Origin of the sequence: Bacillus sp. FJAT-45350, from assembly GCF_002335805.1 — a bacterium.
Taxonomy (GTDB): domain Bacteria; phylum Bacillota; class Bacilli; order Bacillales; family NISU01; genus FJAT-45350.
The window spans coordinates 1,322,215-1,342,499 of record NZ_NISU01000001.1; the positions used below are offsets into that span (position 1 = coordinate 1,322,215).

Sequence of the window (20,285 nt, forward strand, 5' to 3'; positions counted from 1 at the left end):
TGGATTATTATTTGAACGTTCAAGTATCGAAGGTTTTAGTCAGAAATTCTTTTAGCAAAAAAATCCTAAGAGTCCTCACCTCAATATGGGAAGGCACTGAAAAAGTCCAATCTAGACGATTCGAGAAGTGGTAATGGCTCCGCACGTTGCGCGCTTGCTATGAGAAAACCACTCATAGCGCGCTTTTGAAAGAGGCAACGGCTTCGCGCATTACTTAGAGGCCGCTGAAAAGTGAAAATCACACTATTTCGCGGCCTCTCAATATGGTGTGGGCTCTTTTACATATGCAACTTATAAGAATAGAAAAAAATATTAAAAAAATCAACACGGCTTATTTACTCACTATAATAAATTAGCGAAATTTCCTTGACTTTGTAGTTGGTAGAAATGTCTATAAAATCCTAAATTACAAGTTAAAAACTTTAACCGATAATAGTAGTTAGATTCACTCTTTTTTTCTTTTGAAATTATTTCACCAATTACTTTGACTTGAGGTAAGAGTTTTAATTTTAAAATTAAAGATTTTTCATCTATTGAAGGGAATTCTAAATTTGTAGAAAAGCATAGTTCTTCTAAACTAATATTATGTACTTGAACTTCCTTTTTCTTCGAATGATTTATCAATACCCCGTTAATTTCTTTTATAGTTAAATTTGCTTTTGTAGGGAACTGAAAAACGATTGAATGTTTTAATCGACGTTTCATATTGAGCCCTCACTTAAGTTTATTGTTACTATAATAATAGTGTAAACTCAATGCGAAGTCTGTCATTATTTGTAGGGCGTGGAAAAATTTTTAAAATCCTTCCACAATAGGGAGTTTGTTGTTATTTTACCTCTTTAATAATTGGGATTAATTTGCATCTTTAAGAAAATGTTTGTGATAAGCTTTGAAATTAAAAATATTATGCAATACAAAATAAACAAATGAAAATAAGTGACTCCTTTATGTAATACGAATAAGTTTAGACCTACTAGTAATGGTTTAAAGACAAATGCTAATAGTAGTGACAATGCAAATGAAGAAACATAAATATTTTTCTTAAACTTTATTGTCCATTGATAAACAAGCATAAACACAACAGGAATTAAAGTTGCATCTAAAGCAAGATTGCCAGGGATAAATGACAGTAGCTCAAAGGGATAACTATAATATCCCTGTCTAACACCAGCAATATTTATATAGCTAAACCAAATGTGAATATTCATGCCATAAAAACCTAAAAGTAGAATGTTCTTTCTATCTATAACAAAATACAATAAGACTAAAGGAAGTATGAACATTAATAAAATAATTTTAAATCCCCAAGTATCAATATGTGAATACAATTGCCAGTACTCCAATTGTGTTTGACTAAGCTTTTCTGTCATTGAAGTTATTTTATTAAGTGCCTCTAATTGGTCTTTTGACGTTAACATAAAACCTAGCCTCCCTTTTTATTTTTATTATTTGAAAAGATGTACGTAATTATCCAACTTAAAGAGTCATTAACAATGCGAGTAAATTGTAGATAGATGGTAATTATATAGAGAAGTAAAAACTGTAAATATGAAGGAGGTATTTGAATTGCCTAATATCATTGAAATGTTAAGCAGTACGTTCAACACGATAGTTGATGATGAACCTAAACTGCAAATAAATATAGTTGAAGCTTCTTACTGTTGGTTTTATTATGGAATTGTTAAAGAGGCTATTGCTTTTGAAGAAATTGGTTTAAATACAACAGATGACGATGAGTTAAAAGGAATACTTACCGATGCTGTAAAATTATGTTCTAAACAATCTAAAAAACTAGAACAGTTTATGAGGAAGGAAGGAGTAGCTTTGCCTCCTGTCTCAGAACCGAAACCTTTCAGCGATCCTAAAGATATTCCTCCAGGAGTTAAATTAACAGAGGAAGAGATAGCGAATGGATTGGCTATGAAAATCTTAGCTATGACTACAAAATCATCTTTAGGAGTAGCAGAGTGTGTAAGGAAAGATGTAGGAGCAATGTGGTTTCAATTTTTTAATGAAACAGTTATTTTTGGTGCAACACTTAAAACGAAAATGAGAAAAAGAGGTTGGGCTAAACTACCTCCAGCTTATACACCACCTGGGACTTAAAAATAAGATGCTATAGTCATACATAGTTACTTTACATTTTCTTAACCAATCCATAATGCTTAATTAATGAATCTCGTATAGAATAAATTTATAAGTACTTCATCCCAAAGTACTTCGACAAACCAACTGTAAAAGCCCATAGCTAATCCCGGCTATGGGCTTTTACTTAAGTAATAACCTTTACAAAACCTTTACATTAACTAAATAGTAGATTAATAAAAGTTTACTATACTGATAATGTGTATTGTTGAAGTTTGTCGAAAAGATATTTTGAAGGGATGAGAGATTTGGACTTACAAACATTGCTTTTCATGTTTTTTGGAGGGCTAGGAATTTTCCTATTTGGGATTAAATTTATGGGAGACGGACTTCAGAAGGTAGCTGGAGATCGTTTAAGAGAATTATTAGACCGTTTTACGTCAAATCCTGTTATGGGGGTACTTGCAGGTCTTGTTGTTACAATACTATTACAAACGAGTACAGGTACAACTGTATTAACAATAGGTTTAGTAAATGCAGGGTTTATGACATTAAAGCAAGCTGTTGGTGTAATTATGGGAGCCAATATTGGTACGACCGTAACAGCGTTCATCATTGGTATTAAGATATCTGCTTATGCTTTACCTATCATAGCAGTTGGTGCCTTCTTACTTTTTTTCTTTAAAAACAAAAAGGTTAGTAATTATGGTCAAGTTATATTTGGTTTTGGAGCACTATTCTATGGGTTAAATGTTATGGGAGATGGTCTAAAGCCTATTAGAGAAGTACAAGCATTTGTTGATTTAACTATTAGCATGAGTGATAATCCATTGTTAGGTGTTCTTATTGGGACAGTCTTTACTGTACTTGTGCAAAGTTCATCTGCTTCAATTGGGTTATTACAAACATTACATTCTCAAGGGGCAATGGATTTAGCTGCTTCACTTCCGGTCCTATTTGGGGATAATATCGGTACGACGATTACAGCTGTGTTAGCAGCAATAGGAGCTTCAATAACAGCGAAAAGAGCTGCACTTGTTCATGTAATTTTTAATTTAATTGGGACACTTCTTGTATTATCTATATTCCCTTTATATTATCGGTTTATTGGTATGTTACGAGATCAATTGATGTTAAATCCAGAGATGACGATTGCTTTTGCACACGGTATCTTTAATACAGCGAATACACTAATCCAATTACCATTTGTCGCTGTATTGGCTTTAATCGTGACAAAATTAATCCCTGGTAAAGAGTATGAAATTGAATATAAGGCGAAGCATTTAGACCCTCGATTTATTACAAGCTCACCAGCGATCGCTCTAGGCCAAGCAAAGCAAGAAGTGTTACGTATGGCAGACTTCGCTGAAAAAGGGCTTTTGGAAGCAAATCAATATTTACAAACTGGACAAAAGAGAAATGCTGAAATGACGGTACAGTTTGAAGAAGCAATTAATAACTTGGATAGAAAAATTACAGATTACCTAACTCAAATATCGTCACGTTCGCTATCTGATGTAGATTCAAAACTCCACTCTACACTAATGGATACAGTTCGTGACATAGAAAGAATTGGGGATCATATGGAAAATATAATTGAATTAAAGGAATATCAATTAGCTCATAAAGTTATCTTATCAGATCAGGCACTAGCTGACTTAGATGAAATGTTTACATTAACGATAGAAACAGTAAGACAAGGAATTACGTCTCTCGATACTGGCAGTATTGAAGAAGCACGTGCTGTCGTGGAAAAAGAAGAATTGATCGATAAAATGGAAAGAAAACTTCGTAAAATGCACATTATTCGTGTAAATGAAGGTCAATGTACAGGGTCAGCAGGGATTGTTTTTGTTGATATTGTAAGTAATCTTGAACGTGTAGGAGACCATGCGGTTAACATTGCAGAAGCAGTAATTGGAGAAGAAGTATAAGGAAATAACTTTTCAGGGTTGAACAAAAGGCATTAGTTACCTTTTGGACAACCCTTATTACTTATTCTAAATCTTCTGGGTACGCTTTGGGATGCTTCTTGTTTATAACTTCATAAAATAGACCCCCATCAATATCTGGAGATTGGTTTTGCTCTATAACCATAGCTCCCATTAACTTTTTAAATTCTCCCACTGTAAGGGGCCTCGCATCAGGCTTTAGTTCATACCCTAATTGTCCATTTGGTTCAATTGTCGCATTCTTTATATCTGCAATATTCGATATTCCTTTTTGCCGCATTTGCATTTCTAACTTATCAATAGTTAGTCTTAACTTTTTTAAGTTCTTTAGATTTATTTGCCCATTTTCAATAACTGAAACAGCCGTTCCAGTTAGCAACCTCTCAAGTGCGTTTGATTTAACTTGAAGATATTCAAGAAATACAAGCGTCGCAATAAAAATAACCATTGTAATGATTGTTTTTGGTACGCTATCTTCAATAATTGGCTGCACAATAATAGCACCAATCGAAATCATGACAACAGTTGTCGTGATTGTCATCTGTGCAATCGATTTTCGACCAGAAATTCTCAGTAACAGAAATCCTATAATAATTAATAAAAATGACTCCCAAATAAAATCCATAAATAATGACTCCTTATTAATACTTTCTGTATAGAATATTATGGAGTTTTCTAGCGGATTCTAGTCACAAAATTTAAATACAATTTTGTTGCTTATAAGTCTACTCGTAAATGTAGGAGTCAGGCTACCAACATCTTCGAATAATACGTAAGATTACTTATTGGATTTTATGTAAATACCTTTTAATGTTATGATAAAGAAGTAATAGAAATCTTTGTTGAGAATGAGGGTTATGATGAGTAAGTTGACAAAAATGATACCGAATATGTTTACATTAGGGAATCTCTATTGTGGGTTCTTATCGATTGGATTTGCGGCAAGTGGACAGTTTAATAATGCTGCGATCCTAATTTTGATTGGAATGATGCTAGATAGTATGGATGGCCGACTAGCTAGAATGTTGAACGCGGATAGTAAATTAGGAAAAGAACTTGATTCATTAGCTGACATTGTTACATTTGGTGTTGCTCCGTCCTTTTTAGTGTATTATACATACTTTTTTCAATTTGGAGTAATTGGCTTTGCTGTAGCTGGTTTATTTCCATTATTTGGTGCTTATCGTTTAGCTCGCTTTAATATCAGTACGGACAAATCATCGTTAAATTATTTTATCGGCATTCCAATTACGGCAGCTGGGGGAATATTAGCGATTCTTACGCTGTTAGGTGACATTATTCCCAACATCGTGACAACTGTGATCTTTACATCATTGTGTTTTTTAATGGTCAGTCGAATTAGAATTCCAAGTCTTAAAGAAGTTCCTCTACCGAAGTACGGGACGATAGTCACTCTTTTTCTAGGGACGCTATTATTTGTCATTTATAAAGGAACGTACGAACAGTTTCCATATCTTATTTATATCGCAACACCATTATATATCGCATACTTAGCTTACCGCTTTGTTGTGAAAAAAAAGAATAAACAGTAAAAAGAGGGCGTTGTAATCAGTAATTGATTTATCCTTCCAAGAAAAAAGGATAGGATGTGTCTTAACAGAGGGAAAAAACGTAGACTTGTGTACTTAAGTCTACGTTTTTCGCTTTTATACAGTGGATGTTTTAGGCTGTGTTTGAGGCATATATTTTCTTATTTCAGCAGGTGTTTTTGCACTTGGTGTATCGAATGTTTTGTAGATTGGAGCTTCTTTAATACCTTTTTGATAACATTCATCGACAGGCTTTCCTGATTCTTTAAATTCTTTTAGCATTTTGAGAAAGCTAAACATTCCTAAAGATCCATACTCTCTTACCCTGCGCACTTCTTCTAGGTTAAGGTAAACAACCGTAAAGGATTCAGAATCTCCTAATTCTTCTATAATTCTACCTTCCGGATCTACTGCTACAGAATGTCCCATCCCGATTGGGTTAGGATGATTAATACTTAGGACAAAACATTGATTCTCTACTGCACGTGTGATAGCAATAGGGAGGTTGTTTCGTTGCCCTCCAATCCAATCTCCTTGTAATGTAGGTTTAATGATCACTTCTGCGCCCTTGAGTGCCAGATTTCTTGCTGCCTCTGGATAGTGACCATCTGCACAAATCATGAAGCCGACTTTTCCGATATTTGGAATCTCGAATACTGGAAAATCATCACCTGGTTTAGATTGCTCAAGAGGGTAGGGAATAAATACTTTTCGGTATTTCATGACGACTTCACCCTCAGGAGAGATGAGAATAGCCGTATTATAGGCTTCCCCGTCCGTTTCAGCTTTTTCAAAAATTGACCCTGGGGCGATCCATTTTTTATGCTCTCTAGCTTTTTGACAAAGCATATCTGTCAATGGTCCGGGAATTGTCTCTGCTGTTTCATACCAGCGCTCAGGATCTAGTCCCGGTAAATACAATTCTGGAAACGTAATTAAGTCAACCGTAGGATTCATATTGGAAATCAAATCAATGTAGTACACCATTTTTTCATAGTTTTCCAGTTTCCTTTGTTCAATGTCATTATTATTGCTTGGAGATGCGATTTGTACTAATGCCACATTTAAATAACTCATAACTCCACTTCCTTTCATTTACTATAATCCTATTATCACTAATTCAGAAAGCGCTTTCAATTACCCGAAAGGATAATTTTAAATTTTTGAAATAGTCTTGAAAATACACCCAAAAGTGTCTATAGTCAAAAGAAAAGTAGAATATGAGGTGAGTAACACAAATGCTGACCAAAGGAGACTATGAAAAAGTAGTTAACTTCATGGATGAAATGATAGATCCTTTTGATGATTTTCGTATACATGCTTTAAAAACTTTTGAGACAATCTTTGGTTTCCATCATGCAAACTTTTGGCTCGCAAATGATAATCTTGAATTAGTAAGTCCAGTCCGGTTGAATGTTGACTATCGCACTATGAATGATTATCTTAATGGCTGTTCCCAATGGGATTATCATGTTCCGACAAACATTTCTCATAAGCTTGCGAAACAGCGTGTTCTGAGAATTAATGATATTATTCCATTTGAAAAGTATGAACGCGAACCATATTATAATGAATTTATGAACAAGCATGGCTATTATCATCAAATGGTCGCTTATTTAATCAATGGAGGAAGATTGCTCGGAGGAATTGCTTTTGTTAGGCCAAAAACAGATGGAGCTTTTACTTTAAATGATGTAACATCCCTAGAAATTGTCACCCGGTATTTAACAAGATATATGGTTAATAATATCGAAAATAAAGAAGAAAAAGATAATCTCCTGCTAGCTAGCTTGTCAGTAAAAGAACTAGAAGTAATTGAATTAGTTAAAAAAGGGTTATCCAATAAAGAGATTTCGCAGAGGCTTTTCATTAGCATTAATACAGTCAAAAAACATCTACAGAATATTTATAAAAAACTTAATGTCTCAAACCGAACAAGCCTGTGCTATATAATCGGTAATAATTAGTCATTGTGATGCCTTTATCCCAATATTCGAAAGATTAGTTTTGAAATAAAGCTATAGATTTTACTATTGATAAAATCATCCAAATCTACTAAGCAATTATAGACTGTTAACTCTCTTTTTCTCGACGCAATATGCTATAATTCTGTTGGGAGAAAACCACATATATTTTTGTGTGGTGAATAAAGTAGGTGGACTGAATGAAGAAACAACGTACGGCATATCGATGCCCGTTGACTCTGACGAATAAGGCGAAAGATAGGATGCGGGAACTCGGCACAGACGGGAACTCGTTTTTTTCGTTAGAGCCATCGTTTCGCGTTTATATAGAAAAATACCCAGAAACAGACGATCGTCCTCTCTCAGTTGCATTATTTTTTGATAATCGCGCAAATGGGAAGATGGCGGTTAAACATAATGAATTAGTAATCGTATTCCATTGTGTTGTGGAAAAGGACCGGTTTATTACGACGAATGTGACGACGAGAAACGCTAATTCATCGGTTGAAACAAATTGGCGTTCGCCTGTAGATATTAAGTTTGATTTGAAAATACAGCGGGGAGATATCGTTCCCTATGATTTGTTAAGTTTAATTAACGAAATGCCGGTAGCTCAGGAAAGTTCAGAGTATGTAAAAAAACGGATTGCCAGTTGGGAAGGCTACTTGAAAATTCAGGAGCGTTCAGCGGATATAGCCGACATGGCGTCTCCTTATTCGAGACTTACATTCAATGGTGATTTTACAAGAATGACGATAAACGGCTGCCATTTAGCTGAAAAAGAATGGAAGTCACTCAAAGATTTGAGCGTCAAACTTACTGGAATTGACCAGGATGTTGGGAAGGTACTGAAAGCAAATCGTTCCTCTCTTACAGTTGAAGTAGAATTACATGGCTATATGGAGGAACGCGCCCGTAAACAACAGTTTGACATGAAGAAAAAAGAAGTCCTTTTCAGTAATTTTGCAGCTTTAAGTCAGGTTAAAAGACTTCGACAAGGTTTTAAGCATTTAGAAAACGGACTAGCTGCAAATCCAGAGCTTGAACGTCTTTTATTTGAAAACAAGCCACCAGTTCGAATACCGAAAAAGCAAGTTACGCTAAAGTTTCACAATCGATTGAACGAGTTTCAGCAACAAGCGGTAAGAGGTGCTGTATCAGCAGAAGATTTATACGTTATACAAGGTCCACCAGGAACAGGAAAAACAACCGTCATCTCAGAAATTTGCTTACAAAATGCGAGGGCTGGGCTACGTACACTCGTTGCGTCACAATCAAATTTGGCTGTAGACAATGCTCTTGGACGTTTACTAGCAAATAAAGATATTCGCATCCTTCGTGTAGGTCGGACAGAAAGTATTGAAGAAGAAGGAAAAAAATTCATTGAAGAAAATGTAGGTCAATATTGGAAGGACCATACATTAAAAGAAGTCTCTGCACAATTTGAAGTAGGTAAAAAACGAAAAGTAGAAATTGAAATAGAATGGGCGGCAAATGTAGAGGAACAAGAGAAACTAGAGCCTGTACTTGCACGACTAGAGGCTGATCTTGAAGCAAAGCAGAAAGCAGAAAAACAGTTTAGTGAGATTCAGTCTATTCTTGCTGAACGAAAACACAACATGACTGTGGCCGAGCAAGAGAAACAAGCGGCTATGAAGCAGGTGCAGGAAAGTGAAGAAAGTATCCATTCTTTAACTACAGCTATTGAAAACGACAAAATTTTTCTACGTAACGAACCGGACCGAGATGTGCTTCAAAAAGAGCTGAAAACATGTGAAGAATTCATTAAACAATTAAGACACAGCATAGCATATCAAGAATTAGAAAATAAGATAATTGAAGTAAACGAATCAATCGACAAAGCAACTGAAGAACGTGAAAAATGGGCAGAGTTAGCATTCGAGATGGATGAACTACTCGCCAAAATAACAAATATCAAACAAATTGACGGCTTAAGATGGATTATACTTGAACAAAATATAGAACGTACGGTAAACGTTCAGGAATTTATAAATGAGCTAGAGGAACTTCGTGGCTCTATCAATCAACTGAACAAATTAAAAGAATATAATGAAATGCTTACTAAAGCAATTTCATATGTTGAATCGATTTTATCACGACAAAATCTACCATTCTACCATCTACAGCAGCGCAAAATAACAGGGACTTATACTGCAAACGAAATTGACCAATTTCTAAATGAGCTGAGAAGCAAACTATCAGCAAAAACCACGATTTACCCACAAATGCTTATCGGATACCTTGAAGGTCTATACGGAAGAAGACAGTTTGTATGGCAAAAGGGAAGTCGTCTTCACTCGTACGAAACGTATAAACAAATGGCACAGGAAGCATTTCAGAAACTGAAACAGGAAATCGTTGAACAACTTCAGTATAAGCAACGTGAAAACAAACAGGCATTGCAAAAGTGGCTACAAGCAATAGAAGAGCAGAGCACCGAGCTTCAATCTCTATTAAACAAACAAAAGCAAGTGACAGTGTCAATAAAAATCATTCCAAACGCACAAGAAATACTTCGTGAACAAGAAGCAGAATCGCTTGAGATAAACAAAAAGATAGAGAAGTATGACCAAGTGAGGAACCAAGTTGAAATTAATACCGAAAAGCATCAAGAAGGAACTAAACAACTCCAAGAAAATATCGAGAAACTTGAGCGGTACGAAGCGAACTTGACTCAGTTACAACAGATGATTCAGGAGAATGAAAAGGAACTGACAACTCTAGAAGAGATCCTTTCAACTGAACCAGAAAAGGAACATGAAAAGGTACTTACTCAACTTGCTAGCCTATCTTTGAATAGAGAATCATTAAAGCAGGAAAAAGATAAGCTACCACTGTTTCAGTCAACACAAGGTAAATGGCTTTCTTTATTGGCAGAAGCAAATGAGCATGACTTAGATGAAATTCGTAAGCTTTATGTTAAGCATGCGAATGTAATCGGAACAACATGTGTAGCTTCAGCACGAAAAGATTTTATCGACACGTATCCTGAATTTGATGTAGTGATTATTGATGAAGTATCAAAAGCAACCCCACCTGAACTGCTATTACCGATGTTAAAAGGGAAGAAAATTATCCTAGTTGGTGACCATCATCAGTTGCCACCTCTATTAGGTAACGACACCTTAGAAGAAACACTCCAGGAGATGGCTGATGAACGTGATGATTTTGAAGGCAAAGCAGAACTAAAAAAACTCTTGAACGAATCGCTATTTGAACGGTTGTATAAAAATTTACCGCAAAGTAATAAGGCGATGCTAGCAATCCAATACAGGATGCATGAAAACATCATGGCAACGATCACACCATTTTACGAACATGAAAATGACAGACTACAATGTGGTCTAAACAACTCTGATTCGGACCGAGATCATTTACTAGAAACACGTCTTATCAAGCGTGAAAATCACTTAGTATGGGTAGATATGCCAAACGAGCCTTCCTATTTTGAAGAAAGAATGAAGGGTGGAAAGAGCTTATATAACTCAGCTGAATTAAAAGAGATTAGTTCGCTTCTTAAAGAATTAGACGAAGCAGTAGAACAAGCCAAATTAGACGGAAGAATGAAAATGAACGAGCAAAAGAGTATTGGCGTTATCAGTTTTTACGGTGAGCAAATCAAAAGAATAGACCGCATCATACAGCAGGAGCTCTCTTTGCGTAATTTGACGATTCGGACGGGTACTGTTGACCGGTTTCAAGGTATGGAAATGGATGTTATCTTGTTAAGCATGGTCCGCAATCATGACAATAAAAAGGATGATATTGGCTTTGCGAGAGACTACAGAAGGCTTAATGTTGCCTTATCAAGAGCGAAAGAGCTACTTGTATTAATCGGCAGTACAAAGATGTTTACGGAACGGACAAAATATGCTGATACAAGACAAATGTATACGCACGTGTTAAATACAGTGGAAAAACAAAATGGCCTACGAATGTTGAGTGAGGTGACATAATCTTTGGAAAAGCTGACCAAACAGCTAGAAGCAAATCTACTTGGAAATCCAGCTGTTCAAATAAAGCAATCTGCTACTTGGTATTTACCAGTCCAGAGACTTGATGTTGCTTTTCAGCGAGTGAGAAAAGCCCAAATGGATATTCTCATGAAAATGATGCTACTTACTTTTGAAGAAGCTGAAATAAGACGAGCAGCGAATTTAGCTGAAATATTATTAGTAGAGGAGCTATTTATTACAGACTTACTTGAGAAAATGGTACGAACGGGCTTAATACAGCTTCAGCACTCCACCTACAAATTAACAACAAAAGGTAAGGAGCAACTTATCTCAGGAATCGTTGAAGAGGAATTAGAGGAAGAAGAGACAGAACTATTATATAGCCCTAGTCATGATGAGCTTTGGCAGGAATTGACGTTATCCTTCGCTGACGTAGAAGACTTGACAGAGTATCGCTATGCGAGTAATCAGGGGCTTATTGAACCAAGTAGAATCATGCAAGTTCTAGCCGAGAGTAGAAATGGGTTAGACGAAAATGGATTTCAAACCGTTGTATCAGAGATAACTAGCTTCGAGCAACAGGTAGAGGAACAAATACCATGTATTGAATTTCAAATGTACAATAAAGAACAAGACATTTTCTATGCTCGTGTTTGGAATACACTGCTACAACACTGGGATGATACACTTGAAAAACAGATAGAAGAACATGAAATGGTGAAGTGGCGTGATGAACAAGAGAAGGAAGCTGAAACGAGCGGGAAATAAGATAACTTGTTCAGTTTAATAGTAGAAGCGTACCATTTCGAAGTGATTTGGTACGCTTGTTTCTTTATTATCGCTTGTTATTATGCGTTTACTTTTAGCTGTTGTGTAGCTGGTTTGATGAATTTAGTTAATAGACCACGAGAGATTGGTCCAACAATAAGTAACTGGGCTGGAAGTGCCACGATAAAGTTTAGACCAACTGTTGTAAGATACCTTGTCAGAATTGAACCTTCAATTCCAATCATGAATGCCGTTAAAATAACTCCGTATACAGACATGATAAGAACCATTATAGGGACCATACAAATAGAAAGAGCTATGATAAAGTTAATTTCTTTCGATTTATCATAAGGTAGTAATAGTGCTAACTTACGAGCTTTCGGCTCAACTAATGACTCTACGATAAATGCGATGATAAATGTAACCGCAAATTGAAGTACTGCGGGTGCATCTTTTATATCGTATACTTCTTCCTTTTCAGATGATAATGGACATGGTACACATGTAGCCGGTATTATTGGTGCAAAAAATAATCATTATGGAACAGTTGGTATTGCCAACGAATCAAGCCTTTATGGTGTAAAAGTACTTGATCGTGATGGGAATGGGAATCTATCAGATGTTATAGCTGGAATTGATTGGTCTATTACAAATAAGATGGAAAACGTAGCAAAAGGGACCTACCACGTAAAAACAGATTCGTCTAAGAAAGACTTCGGAAGTAGTTCGGCAACTACGACTTTTCAAATTCGATAGGCATTCTACACAAGAGTAATAGGAGAAATATTTTCCTGTTACTCTTTTTGTTATTCAGTTATGATAATGATGAAAATACGTCTGAAAATCTTTTAAAAGGAGATATATTTTGAAGTATTTAATGATTTTTGCAGTTACATTAGGAATAGGAATATTGATGACGCTTGCTTATAACTACATAGAAATTATAAGGTTTAACGGTTTTTTTACTGTATTGTATGTTTTTGATTTGATCACGAGATATATCCTACCTTGGATAATCCTTTATTACGTTATAAAAATCGCTAGGAAATAATATTTGAAAGAAGTAAAATGCTAGGAGAGAGTTTAGATGTAGAAAATTTTATTAGTTGGACCATTTGCTAATGTAGTGTGACAACTTTCATAAAAGAAATATGTTTTCTTATGCCTTAAAATAGTTAATTTTAGGTGATACTATAGGTAAAGCATCCTTATTTTATGGGAGGTGTTATCATGAGAAAACCAAAAACCGATAAGCTTTTGAAAGGTTTACTTAGTTCAAGTATGGCTTTAATGGGCTTGGCTGCCTGTTCTCCTGCGTTGGAGGATGAATTATTATCACCACCGCCTGATCCGGAAACGAATGTACAACCAGACCCTGATTTACTACCATCACCAGAGGAAGCAGATTGTGACACTTGGCAATGGGATGAAGAAGCTGAGGGCTACCAATGTGTCGAACAAGGAAACGAAAACTATGGTCATTATTATTATGGTGGGATGTGGTTCCCGACTATTGCTGCGTTCATGGCAGGAAGAGCTACAGCTGGTGGAGGAACTAGGACTAGACAGCCTGCTGTGACACCGCCACGTACCGACCCGAATGTAAACCCTAATCCACAACAGCCAAGAAATCCAACCCCCCGTTCAGGTATAGGCCGAGGAGGTGGCTTTGGTGGTTAAACGAGATAGCTTCAATCTAGATTAACAAAAGGAACAACCTTTGGGTGAAAGGAGCATACGTATGGATTTTAGCTATTATCTTCAAACCTTTGATCATTTTTTGATTTATTTGTCAGTATCTCTTGTTTTATTTGTTATTGGAACATATCTCTTTAAATTACTCACACCATACTCGGAACGGGAGCAAATTAGAAAAGGCAACACAGCAGTTGCTTTAAAGCTATTAGGAAAAATGGCAGGCCTTGTTGTCGTATTACAATCGGCAGTTCGTCATTCGATTAACCTGATAGATTTGATAATTTGGGCCTTTATAGCAATTATTGTTCAAATTGTTTTACATCTTGTCATCGAATATGTATTTACTCGTAACACGAACTTGGCGAAAGAAGTGGAAAATGGCAATGTTGCGGTAGGACTGTTTCTAGGTGGTGTTTCAGTTTTGGTCGGTCTAATTGTTGCTGCTAATATTAGCTTTTAAGATGGATGGTGGATTAAAATGATTGTGTATACATACAAAAAACAGAGACTTACTTCGTATTGGAACAGTTAGAAATGCAATCCTTGTAAACATAACGAGTTCAGTTTTTGGAAAAGAAAATAACAAATAGCAATACAAATAGCGTACTAAATTGCAGTGATTTGGTGCGCTTGTTTTCTATTTATTTAATGTGAAGCCTTAATAATCACGAAGAGAAAACCCTACAATATTGAACGATTGTCTAATAAGAGGTTGGTGGACTGATTTTTAAACGCAACAAAAAAAGCAAAGTTTTTACTTTGCCCTTTCATAAAATTCACTAGCAAAAAACCATCTGTAATATAACCGTGATAAATATATTGTAATCCCCATAGTTATAGTACTCCAATACCATTTCCAGTGAATGTATGTTATGAGTTTTGTATATTTAACTGCAATTAACTCTAATACAGATAATACAACCAAATATAAAGAGTAGTATAGAAATTTAATCATTGAGCGTTGTTTCTCAGGGTATAAAAGGTTAAATAGTACGGAAACAGCCGGAAATACAAAATACTCAAATGTGAAACTTGCTTTATTAGACTTTTTGAACGTCTTGGATACTTAATTAAATTGTTTTCTGCAACAAGTAACCCAATAAACCAAGTAATAATTTGCTGAAATAAAAAAGCAACATGGGCATGTCGTATTTTATTTTTCGGAACTAATAAGAAGAGCACTAGACTTACGATTAGCCAAGATGAAATAACTTATAATTGAAATAATTTAAAGGAGTGATTACAATAGAAATTTTTGACTCGCATCTACATATTATTAATCGAAAATTTCCTTTGTATGAAAATCAAGGGTATTTACCGCAACCGTTCATTTGTGAGGATTATTTGGAAAGTGTAAAAAACTTGAATGTTGTTGGGGGAGCTGTCGTTTCAGGTTCCTTTCAAAAATTTGATCAAATATATCTTGAAGATGCGTTAAAAATTTTGGGCACAAAATTTGTTGGAGTAACTCAATTACCTTACGATACCTCCGATGAGAAAATTATCCGTCTTAATGATATTGGTGTAAAGGCCATACGTTTTAATGTGATGCGTGGTGGATCTGAAGATGTATCTTATTTAGAATCCTTTTCTAAAAGAGTGTATGAATTAGCAGGATGGCATACTGAGTTATACATTGATTCAAAAACCCTATTAGAAATTACCCCAATTATAAAGGAACTACCTGCAGTTTCCATTGATCATCTTGGTTTAGTTAATGAGGGATTTAGTAATTTACTATCTTTAGTTGATAAAGGTGTAAAAGTAAAGGCAACTGGTTTTGGAAGAGTTGATTTAGATGTACAGAGTACTTTGTTATCAATTCATAATGTTAATCCTCATGCGCTAATGTTTGGAACGGATTTACCTTCTACAAGAGCGAAGAGGCCGTTTCAAAAATCGGATATAGAGCTAATAAAATCTATTTTTAACGAGGAACAAGCAAGTAAAATTTTATATGAAAATTCTATCAATTGGTATTTCAAATAAATTTTAGTTGTGTTAGAATTAGAAAAATTCAGATTTTTTATAGTATAAATGAGCGAGCGCTCGGTCGTTAATTAGGGGGGTAAAACAATAAAATGGAGTTAAGATTAAATGAGGAACAGCAAATGATAAAAAAAATGGTAAGAGAATTTTCGAATGAGATCATAAAAAAAGCTGTAGTTGATATGGAAGAATCAGATGAATTTCCACTTGAAACCATTCGGAAAATGGGAGAATTAGGTTTAATGGGCATACCAATTCTACAAAAATATGGTGGAACGGAACTGGATTTTATTTCGTATATTCTGGTCATTAATGAAATATCAAAAGTAAGTGCAACCATAGGAGAAATTGTTTCAGTTCATACTTCTGTAGGGACAAATCCTATCTTATATTTTGGAACAGACGAACAAAAAATAAAATATATTCCCAAATTAGCATCTGGGAAATTTATTGGTGCCTTTGCTCTAACTGAGCCGAGTGCGGGTTCAGATGCAGCAAATATTCGTACTACTGCAGAAAGGAAGGGAAATAAGTATATTGTTAATGGTTCAAAAATGTTTATTAGTGGTGCGGGCGCAGCAGATATTTATATTACCTTTGTAGTTACTGACCCTACAAAAGGTAAAAAGGGAATTTCCACTTTAATTATTGATAAAGATACTCCAGGTTTTTTTATAGGGAAAAAAGAAAGAAAAATGGGATTACATGGTTCAAATACATGTGAATTATTCTTTGAAAATGCAGAAGTACCAGTTGAAAATCTACTTGGAACAGAGGGAGAAGGTCTTAAAATTGCATTAGGTAATTTAGATGTTGGGAGAATAGGTATTGCTGCGCAATCACTTGGAATAGCAGAGGCTGCTTTAGAGGCTGCTATACAATATGCAAAAGAGAGGAAACAATTTGGTAAACCGATTTCTGCTCAACAAGGATTATCGTTTAAACTTGCGAACATGGCCACTAAAGTAGAGGCAGCCAAATTATTAGTCTATCAAGCAGCTGACCTTAGAAATAAAGGAATTCCTTGTAGTAAAGAAGCCTCTATGGCTAAGTGTTTTGCTTCGGACACTGCCATGTATGTGACAACAGAGGCAATTCAGGTATTTGGTGGCTATGGGTATACAAAAGAATACCCAGTAGAACGATATTTTCGAGATGCCAAAGTAACACAAATTTATGAAGGAACAAATGAAATTCAAAGATTGGTTATTTCAAAACACCTTCTTTCCATATAGGTAAAATAAGCATCAAATAGAGGATTATAAAGGTATTGTTTTTTAATTAACTAACTAAAACTGTTCAACCATTAAGAACGATAACAAAAAGTGGTTATCTGTTCTTGATTGATTCCAGTAACTTTCTCACTCTGAAATGATGAAAAATCGTCAATCCAATAATAACGACACTGAAAACCGAAGACATAATTGTGCTATACATTAATCCTTTTACAATATTTTGATTAAACAACCTTATCATTCCTGTCTCTGAGGGATATAGTTCAATGATTATTATTTATTGAAACCAATGAAATTATCCACAAAATAATGACTACACAGTACAGTACAACGTTACTGGTAATAGAATAAACATCTAAGAGACGGTTGCTTTCAAAGTGATCGTCTTTTCATATTTGAATGATAATGCACAGTTTACAAAAGGTGAATCATACAGGGTAGGAACCGAAAAATAATAAAAACGAGCACTAATGATGCAGTGCTCGAATAAAAATAGGTTCTAGTAATGTGGTCTAACGAAAGCTGTGCCGACAATAATCAATAAAATGAACAGCACAACAATTAACGCAAAATTATTATCTTTTCTGTGACCGTAAACACTCATGAAGTTTCACCTCCAATATTTACAGGATTAATATACTTTATGTTTTAGTTGTAAGAAGGGATTGGACGAACTCCTTAAGATTAAATACATTTTTATGTATTCTGTGGAAGGAAGTAAGTTTAATTAACGGTACGAATTTTGCCCTAAATAATTAGGTCATAAACGACAGCATATACGAATTTAAGTGTAGAGAAAGAAAAAAGAGCTGTTTCAGCTCTTTTTAGAAAAAACGTCGTAAAAGAAGTAGAGATGTGATTAAGAAGAAGGGAATAAATAATCTTCTAAACGGTGATGTGCGAAGAAATAATCCTCTTTGTTGATTAACACCTTCGATAATACCAGTATGAATTCCACCATAAGCATCTCTAATTTCTACCATCTGTCCTTGATAAGCCCAAGCTAATTGTTCCATATAATGTCTCCTTATCTATTTTTTATTATCTAATTTACTTTAAGTTTATGATGGAACCTTAGAAAAGATTGGACAGAGAGACTGCAAAAGTAAACTTGGTTAAATAATCTATATAAAGCAAGTGATAGGTAGTTAATTCCAAAAACCATTAAAGAGATGGTTTTAAAGCTAAAGTCGACATATACTTTAAAGTACTTTTTAAAGGAGGTTCTAATTTGAAGGGAATTGAGATTGCGAAGAAATTAAATATAAGCACGAGTGCATTAATACATTACGAAGATTGGGGGGAGTTCCTCCCGTTGAACGAAAAGAGAACGGTTATAGAAATTAAAAAAAAGAACATAAAAAATATTATAAATGTTTCCATTGAATTTGAAGTGTTTTTTTAATTTGCGATTGGTAAGGTTGTACATTTTCTAGAATTCTCAATTTATAAGTTCATTTTTAAAAAAGATAGACATAGATTGTGTTGATTGCCATATTATCCCTGTTATTAGTGTGGACTTTATAAACTTGAGAGGAGAATGTAATGAAGAAAAATGTTGTTAAGTTTGTTTGTAATTACCTTGTTAATGTTTACTGGTGTTTATGGGACGTTTGCTAAGAGTTCAATTGAATTTTCTGATGTCCCAACTTACCATTGGGCAAAATCTACTATTGATGAAGCGGCAATGGCTGGGCATGTGTTAGGTTACCCAGACGGTACATTTAGGCCAAATCAGTCTGTCATTGTTGCTGAATTTGCTACGTTTTTAGCTCGCTTTTATGGTGAAGGGGATAAAATTCACGGTGAGGGAAGTTTTTATGAAAATGTTGAAAGGTTTATGCGAGAAAATCAGTATCCGTATTCTCAACATCCTAGGAACATTAACATATAGTAACTTTGCATTTGAGATAGCTTCATTAAAACACCTAACTTTTTCAATTGAATTAGAAGGTGCAAATGCAAATAAATACGATTTTAATGACATTATATCTAGATTAGGTAACCCACAAGTTGAAGGAAAAACAGATAATGGAGTTTACTATATTGGCTATGGAACAGAAGATCAAAACTTAATTTTTAATTCTCATAACAAGAGTAATGTATCAAGTATAGAGTACCTTTTATGGTCAGCAATCCAATAAATAAATGATGATTTTGTAGAAATAGAGTAGATATCAATTAACAAATCGAAGGTAATCATTGGGAAGGTAGTAGTATTAATTTTGAAAATGACACCATAGGGGCTAATTCATTCTTTTTTGGATGAGTAACCTTTTTGTATCAAAGTACATATTTTTCATTCATAGTAGTGGTAGCAATATAATCTAAAGATTGTTCAATGGGTAAGATATAACGTACAATAACCGCAAAGTAAAAGAAAGGAGACCGTCATGAACTATAATATACAAGCAAATACTATCCAAACTGCAACATTCGGTATGGGCTGATTTTGGGGTCCTGATGCTCGGTTCGGGCATCTACCAGGTGTTGTGAGGACAAGGGTTGGTTATGCTGGTGGCACAACAATTGCTCCAACTTACCGCCAGATAGGAGATCACTCGGAAACGCTACAAATTGATTTTGACCCTAACCTAATTACGTATGATGAGATTTTACGTCAGTTTTGGGAGAATCATAATGCTGTTAAGGAGCGCAATTATAAGGGACGTCAGTATATATCTATTCTTCTGTATCATGATGAAAGTCAAAGAGAAACAGCTAAAAGACTAAAAGCGGAATGGGAACGTCTACAAAATGGAGAAATACAAACGGAATTCCAAGCTTATGCGAATTTCTATGTGGCTGAAGACTATCATCAAAAGTATTATTTGAAAAGGTATGTAAAAGCAACATCCGAAATTCAACATCTGTTTTATGACCATGATGCATTCATAAATTCCACAATCTCTGCCCGTTTAAATGGTTTCGTTAAGGGATTCGGCACTATGAACACTATAAAGGAAGAGATAGAGAATTGGGGTCTTAATGCGGAAGAAAAGACAGATTTATTACACCATTTAGGTAATATTAAGTGGTAACTGAGATGTTAATTCAAAGTTCATTA

General features: G+C 34.9%; 20 protein-coding genes and 3 pseudogenes. 15 read left to right on the forward strand and 8 right to left on the reverse strand.

The window, feature by feature from the left end:
• Positions 1-342: 342 nt before the first annotated feature.
• On the reverse strand, positions 343-705 hold the full coding sequence (locus CD003_RS06685; protein WP_096200372.1) for a hypothetical protein: 363 nt from the start codon (positions 703-705) through the stop codon (positions 343-345).
• 134 nt (positions 706-839) lie between these two features.
• Positions 840-1,418: a hypothetical protein gene (locus CD003_RS06690; RefSeq protein ID WP_096200374.1), complete on the reverse strand. Its 579-nt coding sequence runs from the start codon at positions 1,416-1,418 to the stop codon at positions 840-842.
• Between the two features lie 148 nt (positions 1,419-1,566).
• Between CD003_RS06690 and CD003_RS06695 the strand changes: the two genes are divergently transcribed.
• Together CD003_RS06695 and CD003_RS06700 are read left to right on the forward strand one after the other, a co-directional pair.
• Complete coding sequence (locus tag CD003_RS06695; protein WP_096200376.1) at positions 1,567-2,106, forward strand: DUF3231 family protein; 540 nt, start codon at positions 1,567-1,569, stop codon at positions 2,104-2,106.
• Positions 2,107-2,384: 278 nt separating this feature from the next.
• Positions 2,385-4,019, forward strand: coding sequence for a Na/Pi cotransporter family protein (locus tag CD003_RS06700; RefSeq protein WP_179295584.1), 1,635 nt, complete (start codon positions 2,385-2,387; stop codon positions 4,017-4,019).
• A gap of 61 nt (positions 4,020-4,080) precedes the next feature.
• On the opposite strand, the gene CD003_RS06705 is transcribed toward CD003_RS06700, so the two are convergent.
• Positions 4,081-4,662 carry a DUF421 domain-containing protein gene (locus tag CD003_RS06705; RefSeq protein ID WP_096200380.1) on the reverse strand — a complete coding sequence of 194 codons (582 nt, stop codon included), beginning with the start codon at positions 4,660-4,662 and terminating at the stop codon, positions 4,081-4,083.
• Positions 4,663-4,897: 235 nt separating this feature from the next.
• On the opposite strand from CD003_RS06705, the gene pssA reads away from it, so the two are divergent.
• A complete protein-coding gene (gene pssA, locus CD003_RS06710; protein WP_373558533.1) occupies positions 4,898-5,590 on the forward strand; it encodes a CDP-diacylglycerol--serine O-phosphatidyltransferase in 693 nt (230 codons plus the stop codon).
• 114 nt (positions 5,591-5,704) lie between these two features.
• Here the strand turns inward: pssA and CD003_RS06715 are convergent, their stop codons facing one another.
• Entirely contained in the window at positions 5,705-6,682 is a 978-nt protein-coding gene (locus CD003_RS06715; RefSeq protein ID WP_096200384.1) for a carbon-nitrogen hydrolase family protein, read from the reverse strand.
• A 143-nt stretch (positions 6,683-6,825) separates the two neighbouring features.
• On the opposite strand from CD003_RS06715, the gene CD003_RS06720 reads away from it, so the two are divergent.
• From CD003_RS06720 to CD003_RS06730, 3 genes are all read left to right on the forward strand, one after another.
• Positions 6,826-7,554: a helix-turn-helix transcriptional regulator gene (locus CD003_RS06720; protein ID WP_096200386.1), complete on the forward strand. Its 729-nt coding sequence runs from the start codon at positions 6,826-6,828 to the stop codon at positions 7,552-7,554.
• 197 nt (positions 7,555-7,751) lie between these two features.
• The gene (locus CD003_RS06725; RefSeq protein WP_096200388.1) at positions 7,752-11,528 is read left to right on the forward strand and encodes a DEAD/DEAH box helicase; all 3,777 of its coding nucleotides are present in this window, start codon (positions 7,752-7,754) and stop codon (positions 11,526-11,528) included.
• A gap of 3 nt (positions 11,529-11,531) precedes the next feature.
• Complete coding sequence (locus CD003_RS06730) at positions 11,532-12,296, forward strand: hypothetical protein (protein WP_096200390.1); 765 nt, start codon at positions 11,532-11,534, stop codon at positions 12,294-12,296.
• An 80-nt stretch (positions 12,297-12,376) separates the two neighbouring features.
• On the opposite strand, the gene CD003_RS22225 is transcribed toward CD003_RS06730, so the two are convergent.
• Entirely contained in the window at positions 12,377-12,574 is a 198-nt protein-coding gene (locus CD003_RS22225) for a hypothetical protein (protein WP_257008235.1), read from the reverse strand.
• 166 nt (positions 12,575-12,740) lie between these two features.
• Between CD003_RS22225 and CD003_RS06740 the strand changes: the two are divergent.
• From CD003_RS06740 to CD003_RS06755, 3 genes and pseudogenes are all read left to right on the forward strand, one after another.
• A pseudogene (locus CD003_RS06740) lies at positions 12,741-12,959 on the forward strand (S8 family serine peptidase); the annotation flags it as partial.
• A gap of 567 nt (positions 12,960-13,526) precedes the next feature.
• Positions 13,527-13,976, forward strand: coding sequence for a hypothetical protein (locus CD003_RS06750; protein ID WP_096200396.1), 450 nt, complete (start codon positions 13,527-13,529; stop codon positions 13,974-13,976).
• A gap of 61 nt (positions 13,977-14,037) precedes the next feature.
• A complete protein-coding gene (locus CD003_RS06755) occupies positions 14,038-14,454 on the forward strand; it encodes a DUF350 domain-containing protein (RefSeq protein ID WP_096200398.1) in 417 nt (138 codons plus the stop codon).
• A 294-nt stretch (positions 14,455-14,748) separates the two neighbouring features.
• On the opposite strand, the pseudogene CD003_RS22570 reads toward CD003_RS06755, so the two are convergent.
• Positions 14,749-15,176, reverse strand: a pseudogene (locus tag CD003_RS22570) (CBO0543 family protein).
• Between the two features lie 63 nt (positions 15,177-15,239).
• Here CD003_RS22570 and CD003_RS06765 point away from each other — a divergent pair.
• Positions 15,240-15,983, forward strand: a complete 744-nt coding sequence (locus tag CD003_RS06765; RefSeq protein WP_096202275.1) for an amidohydrolase family protein — start codon at positions 15,240-15,242, stop codon at positions 15,981-15,983.
• Between the two features lie 92 nt (positions 15,984-16,075).
• On the forward strand, positions 16,076-17,218 hold the full coding sequence (locus CD003_RS06770; protein WP_096200400.1) for an acyl-CoA dehydrogenase: 1,143 nt from the start codon (positions 16,076-16,078) through the stop codon (positions 17,216-17,218).
• 499 nt (positions 17,219-17,717) lie between these two features.
• Here CD003_RS06770 and CD003_RS06775 read toward each other — a convergent pair whose 3' ends face one another.
• Together CD003_RS06775 and CD003_RS06780 are read right to left on the reverse strand one after the other, a co-directional pair.
• Positions 17,718-17,822 (reverse strand): YjcZ family sporulation protein, encoded by a 105-nt coding sequence (locus tag CD003_RS06775; protein ID WP_096200402.1) that lies wholly within the window; start codon positions 17,820-17,822, stop codon positions 17,718-17,720.
• Between the two features lie 220 nt (positions 17,823-18,042).
• The gene (locus CD003_RS06780; RefSeq protein ID WP_096200404.1) at positions 18,043-18,234 is read right to left on the reverse strand and encodes a hypothetical protein; all 192 of its coding nucleotides are present in this window, start codon (positions 18,232-18,234) and stop codon (positions 18,043-18,045) included.
• A 215-nt stretch (positions 18,235-18,449) separates the two neighbouring features.
• On the opposite strand from CD003_RS06780, the gene CD003_RS21790 reads away from it, so the two are divergent.
• The 4 genes and pseudogenes from CD003_RS21790 to CD003_RS06795 all read left to right on the forward strand — a co-directional run.
• Entirely contained in the window at positions 18,450-18,623 is a 174-nt protein-coding gene (locus CD003_RS21790; protein ID WP_179295464.1) for a hypothetical protein, read from the forward strand.
• A 153-nt stretch (positions 18,624-18,776) separates the two neighbouring features.
• Positions 18,777-19,112 (forward strand): S-layer homology domain-containing protein, encoded by a 336-nt coding sequence (locus tag CD003_RS06785; protein ID WP_179295465.1) that lies wholly within the window; start codon positions 18,777-18,779, stop codon positions 19,110-19,112.
• On the forward strand, positions 19,024-19,362 hold the full coding sequence (locus tag CD003_RS21795; RefSeq protein WP_179295466.1) for a hypothetical protein: 339 nt from the start codon (positions 19,024-19,026) through the stop codon (positions 19,360-19,362). The genes CD003_RS06785 and CD003_RS21795 overlap by 89 nt, the downstream gene beginning before the upstream one ends.
• A gap of 318 nt (positions 19,363-19,680) precedes the next feature.
• Positions 19,681-20,259, forward strand: a pseudogene (locus CD003_RS06795) (peptide-methionine (S)-S-oxide reductase MsrA); the annotation flags it as partial.
• Positions 20,260-20,285: the final 26 nt, after the last annotated feature.

What these genes read in the sequence shown, in the direction of transcription:
- CD003_RS06720 (WP_096200386.1), top strand. Translation starts at nt 6,826, where the DNA reads ATGCTGACCAAAGGAGACTATGAAAAAGTAGTTAACTTCATGGATGAA.
- CD003_RS06685 (WP_096200372.1), bottom strand. Translation starts at nt 705, where the DNA reads ATGAAACGTCGATTAAAACATTCAATCGTTTTTCAGTTCCCTACAAAA.
- CD003_RS22225 (WP_257008235.1), bottom strand. Translation starts at nt 12,574, where the DNA reads ATGTCTGTATACGGAGTTATTTTAACGGCATTCATGATTGGAATTGAA.
- CD003_RS06750 (WP_096200396.1), top strand. Translation starts at nt 13,527, where the DNA reads ATGAGAAAACCAAAAACCGATAAGCTTTTGAAAGGTTTACTTAGTTCA.
- CD003_RS06715 (WP_096200384.1), bottom strand. Translation starts at nt 6,682, where the DNA reads ATGAAAGGAAGTGGAGTTATGAGTTATTTAAATGTGGCATTAGTACAA.
- CD003_RS06725 (WP_096200388.1), top strand. Translation starts at nt 7,752, where the DNA reads ATGAAGAAACAACGTACGGCATATCGATGCCCGTTGACTCTGACGAAT.
- CD003_RS06755 (WP_096200398.1), top strand. Translation starts at nt 14,038, where the DNA reads ATGGATTTTAGCTATTATCTTCAAACCTTTGATCATTTTTTGATTTAT.
- CD003_RS06700 (WP_179295584.1), top strand. Translation starts at nt 2,385, where the DNA reads ATGAGAGATTTGGACTTACAAACATTGCTTTTCATGTTTTTTGGAGGG.
- CD003_RS06770 (WP_096200400.1), top strand. Translation starts at nt 16,076, where the DNA reads ATGGAGTTAAGATTAAATGAGGAACAGCAAATGATAAAAAAAATGGTA.
- CD003_RS06780 (WP_096200404.1), bottom strand. Translation starts at nt 18,234, where the DNA reads ATGGAACAATTAGCTTGGGCTTATCAAGGACAGATGGTAGAAATTAGA.
- CD003_RS06690 (WP_096200374.1), bottom strand. Translation starts at nt 1,418, where the DNA reads ATGTTAACGTCAAAAGACCAATTAGAGGCACTTAATAAAATAACTTCA.
- CD003_RS06775 (WP_096200402.1), bottom strand. Translation starts at nt 17,822, where the DNA reads ATGAGTGTTTACGGTCACAGAAAAGATAATAATTTTGCGTTAATTGTT.
- CD003_RS06705 (WP_096200380.1), bottom strand. Translation starts at nt 4,662, where the DNA reads ATGGATTTTATTTGGGAGTCATTTTTATTAATTATTATAGGATTTCTG.
- pssA (WP_373558533.1), top strand. Translation starts at nt 4,898, where the DNA reads ATGAGTAAGTTGACAAAAATGATACCGAATATGTTTACATTAGGGAAT.